Annotated in this window: 15 protein-coding genes; 11 read left to right on the plus strand and 4 right to left on the minus strand. The window is 44.5% G+C overall.

The window, feature by feature from the left end; translation table 11 throughout:
- The first annotated feature begins 29 nt into the window (after positions 1–29).
- Genes cysD through cysC form a run of 4 tightly spaced genes read left to right on the plus strand, consistent with a single transcriptional unit; the run spans position 30 to position 4789 of the window.
- Positions 30–962: a sulfate adenylyltransferase subunit CysD gene (cysD, locus tag EJ063_RS15820; protein WP_126575291.1), complete on the plus strand. Its 933-nt coding sequence runs from the start codon at positions 30–32 to the stop codon at positions 960–962.
- A 19-nt stretch (positions 963–981) separates the two neighbouring features.
- The gene (gene cysN, locus EJ063_RS15825; RefSeq protein WP_126575292.1) at positions 982–2409 is read left to right on the plus strand and encodes a sulfate adenylyltransferase subunit CysN; all 1428 of its coding nucleotides are present in this window, start codon (positions 982–984) and stop codon (positions 2407–2409) included.
- A gap of 24 nt (positions 2410–2433) precedes the next feature.
- Positions 2434–4158 carry an SLC13 family permease gene (locus tag EJ063_RS15830; protein ID WP_126575293.1) on the plus strand — a complete coding sequence of 575 codons (1725 nt, stop codon included), beginning with the start codon at positions 2434–2436 and terminating at the stop codon, positions 4156–4158.
- Between the two features lie 13 nt (positions 4159–4171).
- Positions 4172–4789: an adenylyl-sulfate kinase gene (cysC, locus tag EJ063_RS15835; protein ID WP_126575294.1), complete on the plus strand. Its 618-nt coding sequence runs from the start codon at positions 4172–4174 to the stop codon at positions 4787–4789.
- 46 nt (positions 4790–4835) lie between these two features.
- Here the strand turns inward: cysC and EJ063_RS15840 are convergent, their stop codons facing one another.
- From EJ063_RS15840 to EJ063_RS15855, 4 genes are all read right to left on the minus strand, one after another.
- Positions 4836–5297 (minus strand): chemotaxis protein CheX, encoded by a 462-nt coding sequence (locus EJ063_RS15840; protein ID WP_006878545.1) that lies wholly within the window; start codon positions 5295–5297, stop codon positions 4836–4838.
- A 17-nt stretch (positions 5298–5314) separates the two neighbouring features.
- Positions 5315–5779, minus strand: a complete 465-nt coding sequence (gene zur, locus EJ063_RS15845; RefSeq protein ID WP_126575295.1) for a zinc uptake transcriptional repressor Zur — start codon at positions 5777–5779, stop codon at positions 5315–5317.
- 180 nt (positions 5780–5959) lie between these two features.
- On the minus strand, positions 5960–9553 hold the full coding sequence (locus tag EJ063_RS15850; protein ID WP_126575296.1) for a hybrid sensor histidine kinase/response regulator: 3594 nt from the start codon (positions 9551–9553) through the stop codon (positions 5960–5962).
- A 19-nt stretch (positions 9554–9572) separates the two neighbouring features.
- Positions 9573–10610, minus strand: a complete 1038-nt coding sequence (locus tag EJ063_RS15855) for a response regulator (RefSeq protein ID WP_126575297.1) — start codon at positions 10608–10610, stop codon at positions 9573–9575.
- 266 nt (positions 10611–10876) lie between these two features.
- Here EJ063_RS15855 and dusA point away from each other — a divergent pair, with 266 nt between their 5' ends.
- The 7 genes from dusA to EJ063_RS15890 all read left to right on the plus strand — a co-directional run bounded on the left by dusA (position 10877) and on the right by EJ063_RS15890 (position 17902).
- Positions 10877–11881 carry a tRNA dihydrouridine(20/20a) synthase DusA gene (dusA, locus tag EJ063_RS15860; protein WP_279630382.1) on the plus strand — a complete coding sequence of 335 codons (1005 nt, stop codon included), beginning with the start codon at positions 10877–10879 and terminating at the stop codon, positions 11879–11881.
- A gap of 162 nt (positions 11882–12043) precedes the next feature.
- Positions 12044–12253, plus strand: coding sequence for an envelope stress response protein PspG (pspG, locus tag EJ063_RS15865; RefSeq protein WP_126575298.1), 210 nt, complete (start codon positions 12044–12046; stop codon positions 12251–12253).
- A gap of 134 nt (positions 12254–12387) precedes the next feature.
- Positions 12388–13050 (plus strand): TIGR04219 family outer membrane beta-barrel protein, encoded by a 663-nt coding sequence (locus EJ063_RS15870; RefSeq protein ID WP_126575299.1) that lies wholly within the window; start codon positions 12388–12390, stop codon positions 13048–13050.
- A 151-nt stretch (positions 13051–13201) separates the two neighbouring features.
- A complete protein-coding gene (locus EJ063_RS15875; RefSeq protein ID WP_126575300.1) occupies positions 13202–13432 on the plus strand; it encodes a hypothetical protein in 231 nt (76 codons plus the stop codon).
- 126 nt (positions 13433–13558) lie between these two features.
- A complete protein-coding gene (locus tag EJ063_RS15880) occupies positions 13559–15412 on the plus strand; it encodes an assimilatory sulfite reductase (NADPH) flavoprotein subunit (protein ID WP_126575301.1) in 1854 nt (617 codons plus the stop codon).
- The gene (gene cysI, locus EJ063_RS15885) at positions 15412–17133 is read left to right on the plus strand and encodes an assimilatory sulfite reductase (NADPH) hemoprotein subunit (RefSeq protein WP_126575302.1); all 1722 of its coding nucleotides are present in this window, start codon (positions 15412–15414) and stop codon (positions 17131–17133) included. The genes EJ063_RS15880 and cysI overlap by 1 nt, the downstream gene beginning before the upstream one ends.
- On the plus strand, positions 17126–17902 hold the full coding sequence (locus EJ063_RS15890) for a phosphoadenylyl-sulfate reductase (protein ID WP_126575303.1): 777 nt from the start codon (positions 17126–17128) through the stop codon (positions 17900–17902). Before cysI ends, EJ063_RS15890 begins: the two co-directional genes overlap by 8 nt.
- Positions 17903–18489 lie beyond the last annotated feature (587 nt).

An 18489-nucleotide genomic window follows, 5' to 3' on the forward strand; every position in this document is an offset into this window, starting at 1 on the left:
CCCATTATTTGATTAGTCAGACGCTCGTTATGAGCCGTAAAGGAAGCACTAACATGGACCAAGAACGTTTAACCCACCTCAAGCAACTCGAAGCGGAGAGTATTCATATCATCCGTGAAGTAGCGGCTGAGTTTGATAACCCGGTAATGATGTACTCCATCGGTAAAGATTCATCGGTGATGTTACATCTCGCACGTAAAGCTTTTTACCCAGGAAAAATCCCTTTCCCTCTTCTGCACGTCGACACTGACTGGAAATTCAAAGAAATGATTGAATTCCGTGACCGCACGGCAGAAAAGTACGGTTTTGAGCTTTTGGTTCACAAGAACCCAGAAGGTTTGGCGATGGGATGTAGCCCATTTACTCATGGTTCGTCTAAACATACTGACATCATGAAAACTCAAGGTCTGAAACAGGCGTTGAACAAGTATGGGTTTGATGCGGCTTTTGGTGGTGCGCGCCGTGATGAAGAGAAGTCTCGTGCCAAAGAGCGTGTGTATTCGTTCCGCGATAAAAACCATACCTGGGATCCAAAGAATCAGCGTCCTGAGCTTTGGCGCACTTACAACGGCCAAATCAACAAAGGCGAGAGTATTCGTGTTTTCCCTCTTTCAAACTGGACTGAGCTCGATATCTGGCAATACATCTATCTAGAGAATATTGAAATTGTACCTCTTTACCTTGCAGATAAGCGACCTGTTGTAGAGCGTGATGGCATGTTGATCATGGTGGATGATGATCGAATGAAGTTAGAACCAGGCGAGAAGATCGAAGAGAAAAGTGTCCGTTTCCGTACACTTGGTTGTTACCCATTGACGGGCGCGATTGAATCAGAAGCCAATACTCTGACAGGCATCATTGAAGAGATGCTGGTAGCGACATCGAGTGAACGTCAAGGTCGAGCGATCGACCACGATCAGTCAGGATCGATGGAACTGAAAAAACGCCAAGGTTACTTCTAATTAAGTTTAAGGACAGAACATGAATAGCGTAGTAGAAGCTCAATTAGAAGAGCTAGGTATCGAGGGTTATTTAACCCAGCACCAATATAAGTCCATGCTGAGATTTTTGACGTGTGGTTCGGTTGATGATGGCAAGAGTACATTGATTGGTCGCTTGCTCCATGACTCGAAGCAAATTTACGAAGATCAGCTAGCCGCAGTACATAACGACAGTCAGCGTGTCGGTACAACTGGTGAACGTCCAGACCTTGCTTTGCTGGTTGATGGCTTGCAGGCAGAACGAGAGCAGGGAATCACGATTGATGTGGCTTACCGTTACTTCTCGACTCAGAAGCGTAAGTTCATCATTGCTGATACGCCAGGACACGAGCAGTACACACGAAACATGGCGACAGGTGCTTCAACGTGTGATCTTGCAGTGATCTTAATTGATGCGCGTAAAGGCGTATTGGATCAAACTCGTCGTCACTCGTTCATTTCGAACCTGCTTGGTTTGAAGCACTTTATTGTTGCAGTGAACAAAATGGATCTTGTTGATTACGCTCAAGATCGCTTTGAGGAAATTCGTGATGAGTACCTTGAGTTTTCTAAGAATCTACAAGGTGAAACCGATATTCAGATCATTCCACTTTCAGCCCTAGAAGGCGATAACGTTGTGGAAGCAAGCCCAAGAATGGCTTGGTTTGAAGGGCCATCACTGCTTGAACTGCTCGAAAATGTCGATATTGATCAAGACAAAGCATCGGGTGAATTCCGTTTCCCAGTGCAATACGTGAATCGTCCTAATCTCGATTTCCGTGGTTTTGCCGGTACGATTGCGTCAGGTAGCGTGAAAGTGGGTGACACCATTACCGCTCTGCCATCAGGCAAAACTTCTAAAGTTGCACGTATTGTCACTTTTGACGGTGACCTTGAGCAAGCTCAAGCCGGTCTAGCAGTAACGCTCACACTGGAAGATGAGATTGATATCAGCCGTGGTGATTTGATTGTGCTAGAAAATGCACAAGTTGAGTCAAGCAATCACTTATTAGCCGACATCGTTTGGATGACAGAGCAGCCGCTACAACCAGGCCGTGAGTATGACATCAAGATTGCAGGTAAGAAGACGGTTGGACGCGTTGAAGGCATTCGCCATCAATACGACATTAATAATCTGTCAACGCACAGCTCAGCAGAACTGCCACTGAATGGTATTGGCCTGTGTGAACTGACCTTAACCGAATCAGTCGCGTTAGATGGTTACCAAGCATGTGCTGACACAGGTGGCTTTATCGTGATTGACCGTCTAACGAACGTAACGGTTGGTGCTGGCTTAGTTCGTGAAAGCTTAACTCAAGTGGAAGCGAAAACAGGCGATATTTCTGCCTTTGAAGTCGAGCTGAATGCGCTTGTTCGCAAGCACTTCCCGCACTGGGAAGCGAAAGATATCAGCCAGCTACTAAAATAGCGGGCTGTTTAACAAGGAAGTGTTATGTGGCAACAAGGATTTGTGCTGGCGATGTTACTTGCAGTCGTCACCTGTCTACTGACGACACGAATTAAACCGAGTTTCATTTTTGCAGGAGCGGCATTCATCGCGTTTCTAGCAGGAACGATTGAACTTGGCGAGATTGCCACAAACTTCACTAACTCTTCTTTGTTAACTCTAGTGCTGCTGATCTTAGCGTCAGCAGCTCTGGAGAAAACACTTCTGATTAGCTGGGTGAGCCGCTCCTTATCAACAGGCAAGCTCGGTACCGTAGTGGCAAAGCTTGGTATCTCTACCGCATTGCTTTCTTCGTTTACTAACAATACAGCTGTGGTTGTTTCGCTTATTGGCGCGATTAAACGCAATCAACAACACGCCCCATCGAAGCTACTGATCCCACTTTCTTATGCGGCGATCTTAGGTGGTACGTTGACGTTGATCGGCACCTCAACCAACTTGATCATTAATAGCTTTGTTGAGGATGCAGGACTGCCAAGTTTAGGTTTCTTTACCCCAACAATGATCGGCTTGTCGGTACTTGCTGGTGGCCTGTTGATCTTGATCCCGATTAGTTACTTACTGCCAAACTACGATGATCAAAACCAAGAAGAATTGCCTTATTTTCTTGAAGCGCGTGTCGAGCCAGGATCCCCTTTAGTCGGGCGCAGTATCAGTGAGAATAATTTACGAGCATTACGTAAGTTGTTTTTGGCTGAGGTGGTACGAAATGGGCAAACTATGCCATCAGTAGAGCCCGACTTTGTCTTACAAGCGCGAGATAGACTGCTTTTCTGTGGTGATATTGAGAGTGTGGCAACATTACAAGAGATTCAAGGCCTGACACTGTTTGGGCAGCACCATCTCAACGGACAAAGCTTTGTTGAAGTTGTGGTGAGCTCATCGGCAAGCTTTTGTAATAAGACGCTAAAATCGAGCCATTTCCGTGACCGATTTGATGCTGTTGTTGTAGCAATTCGCCGCGGCCACGAGCGCTTAGAGGGTGGGTTAGGCAACATTGCACTCAACGCTGGCGATACGTTAGTTCTGGTTCCAGGCAAGCGCTTTGAACAAGAGCGACAAGCACATCGCAAAGAGTTTGTTCTGGTCAATGACTTAGATTCTAGTGCGCGACTCGATGCCAACAAATCGACATTAGTGCTAGTAGGCTTCTCTGCCGTTATTGGGCTAGCACTTGCTGAATTGGTGCCTTTAATTAAAGGCTTATCGGTATTTCTACTCGCTGCGTTATTCAGTGGGATTGTTCAGTTGAGTGAACTGCGCCGGCGTTTTCCGGTGGATATTGTTGTCATCGTGGGCTCTGCGCTTTCTATTGCGCAGCTCATGCTGTCATCTGGTTTGTCGATGGCTCTAGGGCAAATGTTTATTGAAGCCTTCAATGGCTGGGGAGTGTTTGGTGCTTTAGTGGCGACTTACCTTCTTACCTTAGTACTGACTGAATTGGTCACAAACAATGCAGCCGCCGCTTTGGCTTTCCCCATCGGCTACAGTATGGCGATTGGTTATGGGGTGGATCCCATGCCTTTTATCATGGCGGTTCTGTTTGGCGCGAGTGCGAGCTTTATTTCTCCTTATGGTTATCAAACCAACTTATTGGTGTATAGCGTAGGGAATTACAAATTGACCGACTACATTCGAGTAGGGATCCCACTATCTATTGTCTATTCAGTGCTAGTGTTGACATTAATCCCTCAGTTTTTCCCGTATTAAAAGGATTCAAGTTATGACAACGGAAACGCCAACTCAGGATGAGAACATCGTTTGGCATCAACATTCAATTGATAAGCAATTTCGAGCTCAATTGAAAAAGCAAAAACCAGCGGTTTTATGGTTTACTGGGTTGTCTGGTGCGGGTAAATCGACCGTTGCTGGTGCGTTAGAAAACAAGCTAGCACAGCAGGGATACCACACATACTTACTGGATGGAGACAATGTTCGCCATGGATTGTGTAATGACCTAGGTTTTTCAGAACAAGATCGTCGCGAGAATATTCGCCGAATTGGAGAGTTGTCTAAGTTGATGGCGGATGCGGGGTTGATCGTCCTCTCTGCTTTCATTTCACCACACCGTGCAGAGCGCCAGTTGGTTCGTGACTTGTTGCCGGAAGGGGAATTCATTGAAGTGTTTGTCAATGCGCCGCTTGAAGTATGTGAAAAGCGTGACCCGAAAGGATTATATAAAAAAGCGCGTGCGGGAGAGATTCCAAACTTTACCGGAATTGATTCTGAGTATGAAGCACCGCTTCAGCCAGAGATTGACTTAAGGGCTGGTGAAAAGTCGATTGATGCGTTGGTCGATGACTGTTTAGCCGCGTTAAAACAACGCAACATTATTGCTTAGAGATAAAAAAAGCTTCCATCTGGAAGCTTTTTTTGAATACTTCTGCTTATTCGAAACAGATTTCAATGAAGGCATTACCCCATTGGGAGGTGAATGGCATGATGATGATCGAGCCTTCACATTTGTGACGAATCGTGTGGCCTTTACCAGATACAACGACTGGTGTTGCCATGTCAAAATCAAAGCCACTTTCTGCCAAGATGCGCTTTGCACCACCTGTGACCATATTGGTGATTTCACCGACCATGTCAGTCACTTCATCATTAAGGCCATTCGGACGCTCACCAAGCATATTCTGCATGATCTCAAGCGCTAGGTTTTCATCAAAGGTAATAGACATAGAGCCACGACTTTGCGGACCAACCATCCCTATCAAACCTGATACATCCCCACGTGCAATTTCATCTTTTTTGACACGAGGTTTCTGTGGCTTCAATTCCAGTGAAGCCATCGTTTTTAAGACATTCATCAATGATGCTAAAAACGGGTTTACAAATTCAGCGCGCATAATCTTCTTCTATATCTTTAATTTGCTTTTTCTGAGGCACAAGATTGGCAAATACCGTGTGACTCAATCACATGATTATTGATGGTAAAGCCATGTTTTTCAGCATTTTGAGTTAACAAGGCTACCAAACTATCATCCTGTAGTTCAATAACATTACTGCAATTATCACAGATCAGTAAATGAGAGTGATGCTTGTGAGCATTGCAAGAACAGCATTGAATATAGCTATTGGTCGATTCAACTCGATGTATGAACCCTTGTTCAAGCAAAAAATCCAACGCTCGATAAACAGTAGGTGGTTTTGCTTGAGGTTCGCTCAACTTTAGATCTTCTAGCAATTCGTACGCACTAGACGCTTTTGGGCTGGCGCATATTAACTCAAATACACGTTTTCGCTGAGAAGTCAGTCTAACGCCTCGAGCGTTGCATAAGTCTTCAATTTGTTTTACTAACTGCTGGTCCAAACCTATCACCATTACCATTGGACATTTTTAATAATATACCATTAATTGAGGTTTATCGTTCCTCATTTGGTAATACCTGATAATTTAGTTTGTGAGTGAAGCATTCTCGATATGAATAACACTGTGCTTCACTAAGGTCGTATAAGGTACATTATCTACACAAAAAACGATACATACTTAGCGTGATTTACTAATAACTTACTCTTCTCTAGTATTTAAAATCTCTAATCCTCGTTCAAAGTCGAACTCTTCAAGGGCATTAGCCAGTTCAGAAAGTGCGCTGCTAGAGACACCAATTTGGCTTCCACTATCGAGGTTACTAATAATCGAAACGGCTAACGTGTCATTTTGTTCAATCGCATTGTGAAGGTCATGATAAGTATCAGGCTCAAATTGATGCGCTTCAGCGATGACCTTTTTCACTGTTGGTGATGGTGATAAAAGCTGCGTCTTGATTTGTTCGACTGATTCCTCGAGCGTGCCTAACAGTTCAGCTCTGATCTCTTCATTATCTAAGTCGTTTTCAAGCTGGTTACTCAGCTGGTGGACAGTCATTGCCCCTACATTGCCCGATACGCCTTTCAGCGAGTGTATATTGCGCTTTCTGACAACCAAATCTTCATTGGTCAACGCGTGCTTCACTGAACTTGGATCTGAATAGGTGTCAGCGAATCGCATCAGTAGCTTTTTATATAGATTTACATTACTTCCGCTGCGAGCGAAGCCAGCATGGGTATCTATACCTTGAATCTCAGGAATTTCGCCATCTGCTTGTTGGTTAAGGTTGACTGGTGTTAATGGCGATTTAGGGGTAATCCATTTAGCCAGTGTGCTGAACATGCTGCCAATGTCGATGGGTTTGGCAATGATATCGTTCATACCGGCATTATGTGCTTTCAGTTTGTCGCGCTCCATAACGTTAGCGGTCATGGCAATGATCGGCATGATAGGGTCGTCTAACGTGTGTCTGATGTGTTGTGTTGCTTCATATCCATCCATAACCGGCATCTGGCAATCCATCAAAATGCCATCAAACTCATGGCGCTTATACAAATCGATAGCGACCTGACCATTTTCAGCCACTGTGACTTTAATTTGTTGTCCCTCTAGTAACTCAACCGCGAGTTCTTGGTTGATTTCGTTATCCTCAACTAAAAGGAGGTGTGCCCCTGCGAGTTGTTGTACGTTAGCGAGTTGATGCTGCTCTTGAGCTTCACTGCGACTGATGCGACTCTTGCTCACCCCATATAAAGCGACAATGGCATCAAAAAGGTGTGAAGCGGTGACCGGTTTGTCGAGAACGCTTGGTACTTCAAGACCTCTATGACGAAAAGCTTCACTGAGCTCTTCACGACCATAAGCGGTAAGCATGAGTACATTCGGTTGTGGATTGAATTGTTGAGCCATTAACTCAACAAGATCGATGCCATCTTTCCCTGGCATCTGCCAATCAGAGATGACCAGATCGTAAGGCGCTTGCTGTTGGAGGGCGGCATCTAACGCCGCCAGAGCATCATCAACGTTGCTGACGCTCTGCGCTTGATACTGGAGAGAAAGTAAAATGTCTTCCACGATGATGCGCGCGCTGGCGTTGTCATCGACCACGAGCACTTTGAGATCGTTCAACTCAACGGGTACTTCCATTGCTTCATGTTTGAGTGCGTGGCTAATTTGGGTCGCGATAGTGAAAACGAAGCAGGACCCTTTTCCGAGGTCACTTTCGACACGGATATCACCGCCCATTAATTGGCTCAGTTCTTTGCTGATCGCTAAACCTAAACCAGTACCGCCATATTTGCGGGTTGTTGAGCTATCGGCTTGGCTGAACTTACTAAACAACTTGGCGGTTTGCTCTGGCGTCATACCTATGCCACTGTCTTCGACTTTGAACTCAAGTGTGAGTTGGTCGTCATGTTTTTCAGCGACGCGAATAGAGAGCTTTATTTCGCCTTTTTCGGTGAACTTCACGGCATTGTTGGCAAGGTTAATCAGTATCTGCCCAAGGCGCAGTGGATCGCCGACTAAAGCGGTCGGCACATCACGTTCAATATGGATGAGCAATTCGAGACCGCGCTCAGAGGCACGAAGTCCGACAAGGTTGGTGATGTTGTCGAGGACGTTCTCTAGATGGAAGTCAACGTTCTCTACATCCAGTTTACCCGCTTCAATCTTAGAAAAATCGAGGATGTCATTAATAAGTCCAAGTAAAGAGTCTGCCGAAAGCTTCACTTTTTGGATGTAGTTGCGTTGCGCTTTGGTTAAATCGGTTTTGAGAGCCAGATAACTCATGCCAATGATGGCGTTCATAGGAGTGCGGATTTCATGGCTCATGTTGGCTAGAAAATCAGACTTTGCACTATTCGCTGAGTTGGCTTCATCACGAGCGATAGCCAACTTTTCAGCAAAGCGCTCTAATGCTGAATGGGATTTGTTCGCCAGTAAGCCGAGAAGCAACAGAGTGAACAAGAAGATCCCGCCGCCAACGGCTAAATTGGTGGTGATGTTGCCTGAATCTTCCACCGCGATAAGCTGGGTATCAAAGCTTGGAAAAATGTCATCGATAATGGATTGATGTACTTGTTGAAGTGCCAATAGAAGTTGAGCCTGCTGCGTTCGCAGAGTCGTCACTTGGTGAAATAGTGCCAGGTAATTTTGCGTTGATTGTTCCAGTGCGCTAATTTTCAACTGCTCGTCTTCAGTAATTACTTGCTCATATAAGTCTTCAAGTAAAGTCAGTGCGGCCGTTAAGTTTTCTTTGACTTCCAACTCTAGAGATTGCTGATAGTCAATGTTTTGAGCGATGGCATAGTCTCTATCACTTTGCTGCGCATTGTTAACGTCACTGTGAAGGAGTAATAAGTTAGAGCTGATTGAAAGCTTATCGTTAATTTGAGATTGCTGTACTGATACTGCTTGTTGGCTGATTTCAAGTTTGTTTTGCAAGTGAGATCGTAATGAAGTCGACGCTCGAATCAGTTCGGTTGTGACTCTCTCAATTTGCGAGGAGATGTTGGCCTGCAGTGAAGCGGATAAGTTGCCCCACGCTCTCAGTTGCACAAGCGCAGAACGATATCGGTTGGTGGCATTATTAATGAGAGCGATGATGGACTGTGTTTGGCTATCCGTGACCTCTTGCTTGAGCTGACCCACGAGACGTTCGGCTTTCTTTAGTTCAATTTGAGCATCATTGAGAGCCACTTGTTCGTTGGTCACCATATAGGTTTTTTGCTGTGCTTCTGAGTTCGCAAGTAGGCTAACTATCTGATGAGCTTGAATCGCATGTTTTGATTCAAGATTAACTCTAGCCCGCATCTCATCAATGGTCGCAAACCCCTGCTCAATGAAAGATTCGTGACTGACTTGCAGTTGTTGGACGAGCTGTTCCGTTTGGTCTCCAACCTGGGAGAGAGAAAGCCGAGCTTGCTGAGTTTGCGTGCTAAGTTCAACGTATTGTTTGAACTGCTGGTGGTATCGTTCAAGCTTCTCCAAGACGGTGTGGCTTACACCATTGTGAATCGCCACTTGTGCGAATTGTTCAGCGTTCGCGATGTTGTCACCCATTTGCTCACTGAGCTGAGACTCAGGAAGGCGAATATAACGTTGCTCAATCACCTTGATACGGTCTAGCGTTGAGAGAAGCTGAGCATTCGTCGCATAGTGATCAATGGTGTTAAAACGATTATCGAGGCTAAGCCATCCCATTACTCCGGCTCCAAGGAGCAGTAAAGAGGCAATGATAAAGCCGATAAGAATACGTTTAGAGTCGAGCGCGTAGTTTTTTACAGAGTCCATTCAAGCCTCAATTGCACAGTTAGAATTCGTCTTTAAACGACTCTTTGATCTCTAGAAGTCGGTCGAGCTGTTCCAGAAAAATCGGTACTAGTGTAGGGTCAAAATGTGTTCCAGCTTCGTCTTCTAATAACGCTGTTGCTTTCTCTATTGGCCAGGCTTTCTTATAAGGACGCTCACTGGTCAGTGCATCAAACACATCTGCGATCGCGACAATACGAGCACTCAATGGAATTTCTTCACCTTTTAAGCCATGAGGGTAGCCGCTGCCATCCCATTTTTCATGGTGATACAAAGCGATTTCTTGAGCCATTTGCATCAACAAAGAATCGCCATTGTCGATAATGTCGGCCCCAATCTTAACGTGCGTTTGCATGACCTCCCATTCCTCTTTATCGAGTTTACCAGGCTTACGCAGTACCGAATCAGGAATGCCAATCTTTCCGATGTCATGCATTGGTGAAGCTTGAAAAACCAGTTCAACCCAACGTTTACTGACATCTAGCTGTTCGGCCAATATTTTTGAATAGTGGCTCATGCGGATAACGTGCATCCCGGTCTCATTGTCTTTGTATTCTGCCGCTCGGCCTAAACGTTGGATTACTTCAAGTCGGCTGCTTTCTAATTGGGCCGTCCTTTCTTTGACTTGATGAGCAAGGGAAAGGTTTTGGTCATAAAGGGCAATGTGTGTTTTCACGCGCGCTTGCACAATCGGTGGGCTGATCGGTTTAGTAATGTAATCAACGGCACCGAGTTCGAAGCCTTTCTGCTCATCCACGACTTCGGCTTTCGCGGTAACAAAGATAATCGGAATGTCACTGGTCATCGGGTTAGATTTGAGCTGTGAGCAGACTTCATACCCATCCATAATCGGCATCATAATATCGAGCAAGATAAGGTGAGGCTGCGGGTGAGTGTTAGCAATCTGAATCGCTTTCGCTCCCGAGGTGGCTGCTTTAATTCGGTACTGTTCAGACAGAACGCCTGATAGCGTGTGAATATTGTCTGGGATGTCGTCAACAACCAGTACTACGGGTTTTTCTTTCTGTTCATTGAGCATGCATTGGTTCCTTTAACGCATCTGCACTTTATCCATATCCTCTTAGGATAGTTATTTTTTATAAATTGAACACTTAAGATTTAATCGTTCTATCAATAAGCCATGTAGAACGTGAATTGCGTAGAAGAATCGAATTTCTCTGATCTTCTCAATTATTCTGAATCTTTCTGATGAGCGGTGTATAATCGCGCGATTATTTTCTGATACCGTTAGTCGGAATATGGACATCACATTAATAGCGGTACTGACTGTGTAGAGGTAGCTTCGTGTCTAACACTGAGACTAAACAACAATTTCCAATGCAGCGCTTTTCGATTGCACCCATGCTCGATTGGACTGATCGTCACTGTCGATACTTCCACCGTTTATTAACCAGTGAAACACTGTTGTACACTGAAATGGTGACAACCGGTGCCATTATTCACGGTAAAGGTGATTTCTTAGCATATAACCAAGAAGAACATCCAGTCGCACTGCAGCTTGGTGGTTCTAACCCAGTTGATTTAGCCAAGTGTGCCAAGTTAGCCGCTGAGCGTGGTTACGATGAAATCAACCTCAATGTAGGTTGTCCGTCAGATCGTGTTCAGAATGGTCGCTTCGGTGCATGCCTAATGGGCGAGCCTCAGCTGGTGGCAGACTGTGTTTCAGCGATGCGTGATGTGGTTGATGTTCCAGTGACGGTGAAAACCCGAATTGGTATCGACGATCAAGACTCGTATGAGTTTTTGACTGATTTCGTTTCTATCGTTTCTGAGAAGGGCGGTTGTGAGCAGTTTACTATTCACGCTCGTAAAGCTTGGCTATCTGGCTTAAGCCCAAAGGAAAATCGTGAGATTCCACCCCTAGATTACCCGCGCGCTTACCAATTGAAGAAAGATTTTTCTGATTTGATCATTGCCGTTAATGGTGGTGTGAAAACGCTAGAGGAAACGAAAGAGCACTTACAACATTTAGATGGCGTGATGATGGGGCGAGAGGCGTATCAAAATCCATATATTTTGGCGGAAGTGGATCAGCAAATCTTTGGTTTAGATAAGCCAATCAAAAAGCGCACCCAAGTCGTTGAGGAAATGTACCCATACATTGAGCAGCAACTTTCTCAAGGTGCATACTTAGGCCACATTACTCGCCATATGCTAGGGTTATTCCAAAACATGCCGGGTGCTCGTCAATGGCGTCGTTATATTAGTGAAAACGCTCATAAACCGGGTTCGGGCATTGAGGTGGTAGAAGCCGCGCTTGCTAAAATCCCAAAAGAGCTGAATGTGTAAAAAATACCACTTCATCTGGTTAAATTTACCAATCTGAGTTTTTTAAAAGAGTGTCATTTATTGATGCTCTTTTTTATTACTTACTATTCAATGGTTTGTGATTGTTTTGGAGGTTGGCACGTATCCTGAAAGTAGATTAAGCAAGAACAAAGGAGAATGAATATGTTTGAGCTAATCTTTATTTTGGTATTCGTTGCAACACTGTTGGTGACCGGTGTAACTATGGTGACAGTGTTTGCTGGTGTCGCTTTTTCATTGGTTGTAATGTTGCTTTTAGGCATGATTGGCGCAGTGATTAAACTCATCCCATGGCTGATTGTTATTGCCGTTGGTGTGTGGTTTTTCAAAAATCATGTTGCTCAGGAAAGATAATTGGCTCGGTAAGATAAAGTTTTGCAAGCTAGTGGATTGAATATGATAGAATTTGAGCAATATCGTATTTATCTACTCATCAACGGCTGGCTAAGCTGAGCTGATTGAAGCAAATATTTTGGAGAATTTATCTCATGGGTTTGAAAACCACTGCGGCTTTAGCGGCTGTTATTTCGACATCAGCGTTTGCTGACTCATCACTAACAACGAAGTTAGGTGCCGAAATGTGGTGGCCGAGCACTGAAGTAAATGAAGCGAAGCGTGATGATGCGACAACGCCAACCATCTATGCAGCGATTGAGCATGACGTTAAATACGTACCTGACGCTCGTATTCGTTATGGTTCAGTGGATGCTGACTATATGGCATTTGATAAACTCGACCTTACGCTTTACTACCGAATCCTTGAACATGATCTGATGCACTTTGATGCGGGTATTACGTTCAGTGACTTAGGCAATACCAAGTATGTAGAAGCCGTCTCTAAAGATGAGAGAACGTTTGATGAAACTATCTGGGCTTGGTATGGCTACGCAGAACTGACTGTGCCAAATACTAATATTGATATCATTGGTGAAATGAATTTTGGCAACAGTAACGGTATTAAGAGCACCGATTTGATGGCGGGTGCTCAATATCGTCTGCCGTTAGGTTCTAGCACTTTGGCACTGCGTGGCGGATATCGTGTTATCGATCTTGAATCGAAAGAGACGTTTACTCCAGACGAAGGCTCTGACCTTGGTAAACCATTTATCTTTGCCAATGGCTTCTTTGTTGGCGCAGAATTTTCGTTCTAACGCGCTTTAACCCTATTTTTAAAACGTCGCTTTCTAATGCGGCGTTTTTTTATATCTATTTATTATATGTCTTCATTTCATTTAGCACTTTTTCTCTGATTAGCCATGATTTAGTTACGGATAGTCTATTTAGCCTCAGAGAAAGGAATCTATGACGATTAATGAACTTCGTAACCTGTACCGAGAGCAACAACTTATTGAAGCGATCATAGAGCCCTCTGCGCAAGAAGGCAGTTGGATCGTTGAATTTCGACATGCGAGAGGTGGATTCGTTCTATTAACTGACGCTCATGGAGAAGAGTGCCATTACGGGGATCTCGATCTTGCATCAAAGTCAGCCATGGCCGTTGGATTTAAGCAAGTCCGAGTCGAAGCAAAATAGTCATCTTTGAACATTCTTTCTCCGTTCTTTAATTCAAAAAGTTATAAAACATTCACTTCTATTCTTTCTTGTTATTAAAGAGAGTGGTTAATCTATCATCACGCAATGAATAGGGATGTCGAGACCATGTCTTTAAACAAGAATGTGTCCTCTCAAGGAAACACACCACAAGAACTACCGTCAATCGCAGCGCCGCTGAATGATCAGCAACTAAATTCGCTGCAACAGACCGTTACCGATTTATCTTCACAGCAACTGGCATGGGTCAGTGGCTATTTTTGGGGATTAGCACAAACTCAACCTGCTGCTGCCTCTGCGCCGATACAACAAGCGGCAGCCGCTGTCGCTGCAAAACCTGCGGGTAAGCTTACTATCATTTACGCTTCTCAAACGGGTAATGCAAAAGGTGTCGCCGAAGCATTAGAACAAGAAGCGAAAGCACAAGGGATTGAAGTTGGTTTATTTGATGCCAGTGACTACAAAGGCAAGAACTTAGCGAAAGAAACGCATGTAATCGTTGTTGCCTCTACCAATGGTGAGGGTGAAGCCCCGGATAATGCGATTGAGCTGCATGAGTTCCTTCAGTCGAAGAAAGCACCAAAATTACCCAATCTGCAATACGCAGTGATCGGCTTAGGTGATTCTAGCTATGAGTTCTTCTGCCAAACAGGCAAAGACTTTGATAGCTATTTATCTAAGCTCGGCGCTACAGCGTTTATCGACCGCATCGATTGTGATGTCGACTACGAAGCCCCTGCCTCTGAATGGCGCGCTAAAGCACTCGACAAAGTAAAAGAGGCACTATCTTCTGGCGCTGAAGCGGAAGTGGTTCAACTACCTGTTGGTCAAGCCGCGCCAGGACACTCTCCTTATAATAAGCAGAACCCATACACGGCGACTTTGCTGACGAGTCAAAAAATTACAGGTCGTGACTCGGGCAAAGATGTCCGTCACGTTGAAATTGATTTAGAAGAATCGGGATTAACGTACCAACCGGGCGATGCGCTTGGCGTGTGGTTTGAAAACAGCTCTGAACTGGCTAATGCCATCTTAAGCAAAGTCGGCTTATCGGGTGTTGAAAGCATTGAAGTCGATGGTGAAAGCCTTTCTATTCATAGTGCGCTTGTCAGTAAGTTTGAAATCACCTCTGCGAATCCTCAGCTAGTGACTAAGTTTGCCGAACTGTCTGGAAGTAAAAAGCTAGAGAAGCTGGTGGAAGATAAAGATAAGCTACGTGAGTACGCAGGCAATACTCAAGTTGTCGATGTACTGTCAGAGAAGAAAACCAAACTGTCTGCAGAAGAACTGGTTGGTTTACTTCGTCGCCTAACGCCTCGTCTTTACTCTATCGCATCGAGCCAAACTGAAGTCGATGAAGAAGTGCACCTAACCGTTGGTTTAGTTGAATACGATAAAGGAGACGAAAAACGTTTCGGTGGTGCTTCAAGTTTCTTATCTCATCGCCTAGAAGAGGGTGGGGAAGTCAAAGTGTTCGTAGAGAACAATAACAACTTCAAACTGCCACAAGATGACAACACGCCAGTGATCATGATTGGCCCTGGAACCGGCATCGCTCCATTCCGCAGCTTTATCCAAGAGCGTGACAATCGTGATGCTGAAGGCAAGAACTGGTTGTTCTTTGGTGACCGCACTTTCACGCAAGACTTTCTATACCAAGTCGAATGGCAGAAATACCTTAAGTCAGGTCTGCTGAATCGTCTTGATGTTGCCTTTAGTCGCGACCAAGCTGAAAAAGTCTATGTGCAGCACCGAATCCTAGAGAATGCTGAGCAAGTATGGCAATGGATTCAGGAGGGCGCTTACATCTATGTATGTGGTGATGCGACTCGTATGGCGAAAGATGTCCATGAAGCATTAGTTATTGTTGCTGAGCAGCAAGGAAAAATATCTCGTGATGATGCAGAAGAATTTATCAACGAGTTACGCAAAGCAAAACGTTACCAAAGGGATGTGTACTAATGAGCAACAAACAAGAAGTATTAGGTGAAGTGCTTGGTCCACTCTCGGATAACGAGCGCCTAAAGACGCAAAGTAATTTTCTGCGTGGCACGATTGAGCAAGACATACAAAATCGTATTACAGGCGGTTTTACGGCTGACAATTTCCAGCTTATCCGTTTTCATGGCATGTATCAGCAAGATGACCGTGATATTCGCAATGAACGTGCTAAGCAAAAGTTGGAACCACTGCACAATGTGATGCTTCGTGCACGTATGCCAGGCGGCATCATTACACCAAAGCAGTGGTTAGCGATTGATGAATTTGCTACTGACCACTCTTTATATGGAAGTATCCGCCTAACGACTCGTCAAACGTTCCAGTTCCACGGTGTACTTAAGCCAAACATAAAGTTGATGCACCAAACATTGAATAGTATTGGTATCGACTCTATTGCGACAGCAGGTGACGTTAACCGAAATGTTCTATGTACCACTAACCCAGTTGAATCTGAGCTGCACCAAGAAGCTTACGAATGGGCGAAGAAGATCAGTGAGCATCTTCTACCTAAGACTAAAGCGTATGCAGAAATCTGGTTAGATGGTGAAAAGGTAGAAACAACTGACGATGATGAGCCGATTTTAGGTAAGACGTATCTTCCTCGTAAATTCAAAACAACGGTTGTGATTCCGCCGCAGAACGATGTTGATGTTCATGCTAACGATCTGAACTTTGTCGCGATTGGTGAGAACGGCAAGCTGGTGGGCTTTAACGTATTAGTCGGTGGTGGCCTGGCAATGACTCATGGTGACACCTCTACTTATGCTCGCCGTGCTGATGACTTTGGTTTTGTTCCATTAGAAAAGACACTTGATGTTGCCGCTGCAGTCGTCACGACTCAGCGTGATTGGGGTAACCGTTCAAATCGTAAGAACGCTAAAACTAAGTACACACTAGACCGTGTTGGTATTGAGGTATTTAAAGCCGAAGTTGAAAAGCGTGCTGATGTGAAGTTTAGCGATAGCCGCCCATACGAGTTTACTGACCGTGGTGACCGTATCGGTTGGGTGGAAGGGATCGATGGTAAACATCATTTAGCGCTGTTTATTGAAAACGGTCGTCTACTTGACTTCCCTGGGAAACCTCTGAAAACCGGTGTTGCTGAAATTGCCAAAATCCATAAAGGTGATTTTCGTATGACAGCAAACCAGAACTTAATCGTGGCTGGTGTAGCGAAAAGCCAAAAAGCCAAGATTGAGAAGATTGCTCGTGAGCACGGTTTGATTGATGACGGTGTGAGTGAGCAGCGTAAGAACTCCATGGCATGTGTGGCATTCCCAACGTGTCCATTGGCAATGGCAGAAGCTGAGCGTTTCTTACCTCAGTTCGTCACAGATGTTGAAGGTATATTAGAAAAGCATGGGCTGCCAGAAGATGAAAATATCATTTTACGTGTAACTGGTTGTCCAAATGGTTGTGGCCGCGCAATGTTGGCCGAAATTGGCTTAGTAGGTAAAGCGCCTGGCCGTTACAATCTTCACCTAGGTGGTAACCGAGCGGGCACTCGCATTCCGAAGATGTATAAAGAGAACATCACCGAGAAACAGATACTAGAAGACATTGATCAGCTTGTTGGTCGTTGGGCCAAAGAACGTGAATCTGGTGAAGGGTTTGGTGATTTCACAATACGAACGGGCATCATCCAAGAAGTTAAAGTATCTAAGAGGGACTTGCATGCTTGATTCTGTCGCTTCCAAACCGAAGTTAGCAGAACTACTCTCATTAACTAAGACGGAGCAAATCCTTCGTCTTGCTGAAATTAATGGTGAGCTAGAGAAGCTAACAGCCCAACAAAGAGTCGCTTGGGCACTAGAGAACTTAGAAGGCCAATTTGCGGTGTCGTCTAGCTTTGGTATTCAAGCTGCGGTAATGCTGCATCTTGTTACTCGGCAACAACCGGATATCCCTGTTATCTTGACCGACACTGGTTACCTATTTCCAGAGACTTATCGATTCATCGACCTGTTGAGTGAACAGCTCACGTTAAACCTAAAGGTCTATCGATCAGCCGAGAGTGCACACTGGCAAGAGGCTCGCTATGGCAAACTTTGGGAACAAGGTATAGAGGGGATAGAAAAGTACAATAAGATAAATAAAGTAGAGCCGATGCGTAGGGCATTGGATGAGTTAGAAATTGGAACGTGGTTTTCTGGTTTGCGCCGTGAACAATCTAAATCTCGTACTAACTTACCTATTCTCTCGGTACAAAATGGTGTATTCAAGTTCTTACCAGTGATCGACTGGAGTAATAAAGATGTTCACTACTATTTAGAAGAGAACGGACTTTCATATCATCCATTGTGGGATGAAGGTTATCTTTCTGTAGGGGATACTCATACCACGAAGAAATGGGAACCCGGAATGGCAGAAGAAGAAACGCGTTTCTTTGGTTTGAAGCGTGAATGCGGTCTTCATGAAGAAGATAGAGAGCAAGACGGCTCGGGTATTTAAAGTTTCCCTCTATATATAGGCAATAAAGGTCGCGTTAGCGGCCTTTGTTTTTGCCTGAATAACACCGGTTGTGGATAACTTTGTGAGTATTATGTTTGTTAGTTAGGGGTAAAGTTGAATAAATAAGCCTTTGAGCGAAACTTAGGCGGTTAAGCGTTATTTTTGCAATTTTTTCAAAATAACGCTTGCCAATGTGATGGCGATCTCTATAATGCCTCCTTGTCGACAGGGCAGAGCTCACAAGGGTTCAGCAAGGTTGGCAAGGTTAACTAGCTAAGCGGAAACGCTTTATGAAAAACTTAAAAAAAGTGGTTGACACTGAAAATTAAGTCGCTAGAATGGCCGCCTCTTCCGAAGTGATGTGAGTCACGAAGAAGAGAAGCTCTTTAAAAATATAGACCTATCAATCTGTGTGGGCACTCGTTGATGATAATCCAACGCTTATTTCGATAAGCACAAAGATTTCAATGAACTGAGTGACCAATACAAATAATTACTTTCTTTATAGAGAGGGGTTATTTGGCACAGTCAATTCATTATCGTTCTGTTGGAACGATAATAGCTTTAAAATTACATTAGTAGTTTTG

Source organism: Vibrio aquaticus, assembly GCF_003970385.1.
In the GTDB taxonomy this organism is placed as follows: Bacteria; Pseudomonadota; Gammaproteobacteria; order Enterobacterales; family Vibrionaceae; genus Vibrio; species Vibrio aquaticus.

What these genes read in the sequence shown, in the direction of transcription:
- EJ063_RS15850 (WP_126575296.1), bottom strand. Translation starts at nt 9,553, where the DNA reads ATGGACTCTGTAAAAAACTACGCGCTCGACTCTAAACGTATTCTTATC.
- EJ063_RS15870 (WP_126575299.1), top strand. Translation starts at nt 12,388, where the DNA reads ATGGGTTTGAAAACCACTGCGGCTTTAGCGGCTGTTATTTCGACATCA.
- EJ063_RS15855 (WP_126575297.1), bottom strand. Translation starts at nt 10,610, where the DNA reads ATGCTCAATGAACAGAAAGAAAAACCCGTAGTACTGGTTGTTGACGAC.
- EJ063_RS15875 (WP_126575300.1), top strand. Translation starts at nt 13,202, where the DNA reads ATGACGATTAATGAACTTCGTAACCTGTACCGAGAGCAACAACTTATT.
- cysI (WP_126575302.1), top strand. Translation starts at nt 15,412, where the DNA reads ATGAGCAACAAACAAGAAGTATTAGGTGAAGTGCTTGGTCCACTCTCG.
- pspG (WP_126575298.1), top strand. Translation starts at nt 12,044, where the DNA reads ATGTTTGAGCTAATCTTTATTTTGGTATTCGTTGCAACACTGTTGGTG.
- cysC (WP_126575294.1), top strand. Translation starts at nt 4,172, where the DNA reads ATGACAACGGAAACGCCAACTCAGGATGAGAACATCGTTTGGCATCAA.
- EJ063_RS15890 (WP_126575303.1), top strand. Translation starts at nt 17,126, where the DNA reads ATGCTTGATTCTGTCGCTTCCAAACCGAAGTTAGCAGAACTACTCTCA.
- cysN (WP_126575292.1), top strand. Translation starts at nt 982, where the DNA reads ATGAATAGCGTAGTAGAAGCTCAATTAGAAGAGCTAGGTATCGAGGGT.
- EJ063_RS15840 (WP_006878545.1), bottom strand. Translation starts at nt 5,297, where the DNA reads ATGCGCGCTGAATTTGTAAACCCGTTTTTAGCATCATTGATGAATGTC.
- EJ063_RS15830 (WP_126575293.1), top strand. Translation starts at nt 2,434, where the DNA reads ATGTGGCAACAAGGATTTGTGCTGGCGATGTTACTTGCAGTCGTCACC.
- zur (WP_126575295.1), bottom strand. Translation starts at nt 5,779, where the DNA reads ATGGTAATGGTGATAGGTTTGGACCAGCAGTTAGTAAAACAAATTGAA.
- cysD (WP_126575291.1), top strand. Translation starts at nt 30, where the DNA reads ATGAGCCGTAAAGGAAGCACTAACATGGACCAAGAACGTTTAACCCAC.
- EJ063_RS15880 (WP_126575301.1), top strand. Translation starts at nt 13,559, where the DNA reads ATGTCTTTAAACAAGAATGTGTCCTCTCAAGGAAACACACCACAAGAA.